At 69.7% G+C, this 3649-nt stretch carries 2 protein-coding genes and 1 pseudogene; all 3 read left to right on the forward strand.

The annotated features are described in order from the left end of the window. On the forward strand, positions 1 to 2449 hold a 2449-nt coding region (locus tag KUM49_RS37645; protein ID WP_217241472.1), incomplete at its 5' end, for a thioester reductase domain-containing protein. Next, a complete protein-coding gene (locus tag KUM49_RS37650) occupies positions 2446 to 3234 on the forward strand; it encodes a leucyl/phenylalanyl-tRNA--protein transferase (protein WP_308406931.1) in 789 nt (262 codons plus the stop codon). The genes KUM49_RS37645 and KUM49_RS37650, both read left to right, overlap by 4 nt. Positions 3235 to 3332: 98 nt before the next feature. Beyond that, positions 3333 to 3554, forward strand: a pseudogene (locus KUM49_RS37655) (aldo/keto reductase); the annotation flags it as partial. Positions 3555 to 3649: the final 95 nt, after the last annotated feature.

The following is a 3649-nucleotide window of genomic DNA, read 5'->3' on the forward strand; positions in this document are numbered from 1 at the left end:
ACAGATCTTCGCCACGCTGATCAGCGGCGCGACACTCGTCCTCGCGGGAACAGCGACGTGGGCGCCCACCGACCTTCTGCGCCGCCTCCCGGAGCACGGGATCACCGTCGCCGACCTGCCCCCCGCCTACTGGCAGCAGATCGTCTCGATCGCGGACCGTGGCGAGAGCCTCGCGTCGCTGAGGCTCCTCATCGTCGGCGGCGAGATCGTCACCGCGAAGGACTGCCGCGCTGTTCTGCGTCTGGTCCCCGGCGCACGGCTTGTCAACGCCTACGGGCTCACCGAGACCACCATCACCTCCACGCTCTGCGACCTGAAGGAGGAAGTGCTCGCCGCGCCGGACACCGCTGTCGCCCCGGTCGGCAGGCCCCTGGAGGGGACTCACCTCCACCTGCTCGACGCCGAACTGCGCCCGGTGCGGCCGGGCGAGCGCGGCGAGATCTACATCGGCGGCCCTGGGCTGGCGCGCGGTGTCTGGCGGCAACCCGCCCTGACCGCACAGCAGTTCCTCCCCGACCCGCGCGGCTCCGAGCCGGGGGACCGGATGTATCGCACCGGGGATCTGGGTCGCCGGCGCTCGGACGGCAACCTGGAAGTCCTGGGCCGGGTCGACGACCAGGTGAAGATCCGCGGGTTCCGGGTCGACCCGGCCGAGATCGAGGCCGCGCTCGTCTCCCGCCCGGAGATCAGCCAGGCCATGGTGGTGGGTCGGGCGCGCGACAACGGCGACCGTGACCTCATCGCTTACTACACGCCGGCCATTCCGCCGACCGGCGGCGAGGCTGCGATGCGCGCACGGCTGCGGTCGGCACTCGCCGAGGTCCTGCCGGGCTATATGATCCCGGCCGCCTTCCACGCGGTGGAACGGCTGCCCGTCGCGCCGAGCGGAAAGCTCGATCGCAGGGTCCTGCGGGAACGAGGGACCGCAACGACGGAGGCCCTCGCCGAGGACCGTCCGGTACTGCAGGGGATGGCCCAGTTGTGGGGCCAGATCCTGCGTGTGGAGTACGTCCGTCCGCACGACGACTTCTTCGAGCTGGGCGGCAACTCACTGCTGGCCATGGAGATGCTCGCCCGGGCCCACGTCGTATTCGGCATCGGCGTCACACAGATCCGCGACCTGACCCGCTCACTGCTGCGGCATCCGACGCTCGCCGCGTTCGCCGAGTCCGTGCGCCAGGCCCGGGCCGGCACACTGACCCCACCGGACGGCGGGAGCGTCCACTTCGCCGCCGAGACCGATCGGCGCGTTCCGGCGGTAGGCCGTGACACGCCGGCTCCGCATCCCCAGCACCCCGGCGACGTCCTCCTCACCGGGGCGACGGGGTTCTGTGGCGCGCACATGATCGACGAGTTGCTGCGCAGGACAACGGGACGGATCCTCTGCCTGGTCAGGGCCGTGGACGACCAGGAGGCCATGGAGCGAATCCGCGCGAGCCACCGGAAGTACGTCCACAGCGATCTGTCCAGCGAGCGCGTCCAGCCGGTCGTCGGCGACCTGGGCAAGCCCGGACTGGGGCTTCCTCCCGGGCGGTTCGAGGAGCTGGGATCGACCATCGACGCCGTCTACCACTTCGGCGGCCAGGTCAACTTCGTCTACGCGTACCACGATTTGCGCCCGGCCAACGTCGACGGAACATACGAGATCATCCGCCTCGCCGCCGGCAGGGCCGTCCCCGTCCACTTCACGTCCAGCATGGCGGTGCTCGCCGGATTCGGGCCGGCCGGGGTACGTGAGGCGCCGGAGAGCATGCCGCTGCCTTTCCCGGAGTATCTGTCGGTGGGATACGTGGAGACCAAATGGGTCGCCGAGGCGCTGCTGAAGAAGGCGTCCGACGCGGGCCTGCCGGTCGCCGTCTACCGCCTGATGGACATCACGGGCAACAGCGGAACGGGCGTGATGAACCGCAGCAGCGAGATGGCCGCCCTCATCCGCTTCATCGTGCGGACCGGGCTGTGCCCTGACGTCCCGCTGCCGCTGGACTTCCTGCCGGCCGACTGCCTCGTCCGCGCAATCGGCCACATCTCCACCCGCCATCCCGCTCGCGGCGAGGTTTACCACCTCACCCACCCCCGTCCCGTGCTGCTGGATTCGCTCGCCGAGCGCCTGCGCCAGCGGGATTGCCCGGTCCAGGAGATCCCTTACACCGAGTGGATCGCCGCTTTGGTGAAGTACGCGGCCGGGCATCCCACCGACCCGATCACCCCGTTCGTGCCGCTCTTCGTCGACCGGTGCGCAGCCGCGCCCGACATCACCGTGAGCGAGATGTACTTCCAGGGCGTCTTCCCGGAGTTCACCCGCGGCAACGCGGAACGGGCGCTGAGGGACGCCGGGATCGACATTCCGCCGGTGGACGCGGAGATGATGGACGGCTACATCGACTTCCTCCAACAGGCCGCCTACGACCGGCCGGTGGAGAGCAGAGGGCACGGAGCGGCACGGTGGTGAGCCGATGCCCCGGCTGGGAGGCGCTGGACGTGCGGGACGCGGCGCCCGACGGTCCGGTGGCCTTCTCCGCCGATCTCAGTCCCGCCAGCCTTCTGGCGGCGTACCGCGCCGGGGTCTATCCGTTCCCGGCAGCCGACGAGTACACCAGCGCCCTCAACGAGGTGGTCTTCGCCGATCAGGACCGGCAGGGTCGCATCCGGCTCGTAGGGGAGGAATCAGCCGATCCCTACGCCGTCTCCTGGTGGTCGCCCGATCCCAGGCCGGTGCTGCCCGTCTCGGCCACGCACCTCAGCCGGAGCCTCGCCCGGCGCTTGCGCAACCGGCTGGCGTGGTCGACCAGCCTGGACCGGCGGTTCGAGCGGGTCGTCCGCGAATGCCGCGCCGCCCGCGTCCCCCAGTGGCTCACCGAAGAGCTGATCGCGAGCTTGATCCGCCTGCACGATCTGGGTCACGCGCACAGCGTCGAGGTGTGGGAGGACGGCGAGCTGGTCGGCGGCGTCTTCGGCGTCCGGGTCGGATCGGTCTTCAGCATGGATTCGATGTTCTTCCACCGTTCCGGCGCCTCGAAGGTCGCGGTGACCGACCTCGCGGCGCGCTTCGCACAGGCGGGCGGAGAGCTGCTCGACGCGCAGCGGGACAGTCCGCACGTCCGCAGCCTGGGCTGCGTTCTCGTACCGCGAGAGCAGTACGTGCGACACCTCCGCCGCATCGCGCGCGACAACCCGCCGATGCCCACCGCCACCTTGCCCGCCCGCCGTCTCGCCCAGCCGACGGAATCGCACTGAGGAGGGGCGCGGTCACACGCGCTTGAGTTGAAGTGCGCTTCAAGATGAAGGCTCCCGATCACGTGCCCCGGACGAGGGCACGAACGGGAGGCATCACCATGAAGTACCGCACGATCGGCAGCGATCCGAACAGCCGCCGTAAGGTGAGCGTGCTCGCGCTCGCGCTCGGCACGATGTTGTTCGGCTCCCGGACGGACGAGAAGACCTCCTTCGCCGTCCTCGACCGCTACGTCGAGGCCGGCGGCACCTTCATCGACACGTCCGACAACTACGCCTTCCGGGTCGACGGAGGCCAGGGCGGGCAGAGCGAGGAACTGCTAGTGTGATGCGCCAGAAATCGCGGGCTTAAGTCTGTAGCCTGTTTTCATGTCTCGGGGTCCTCGTGCCGTCGAAGTTGCGTTGTCCGATGAGGAGC

Source organism: Streptomyces sp. AC555_RSS877 (assembly GCF_019049245.1).
Classification (GTDB): Bacteria; Actinomycetota; Actinomycetes; order Streptomycetales; family Streptomycetaceae; genus Streptomyces.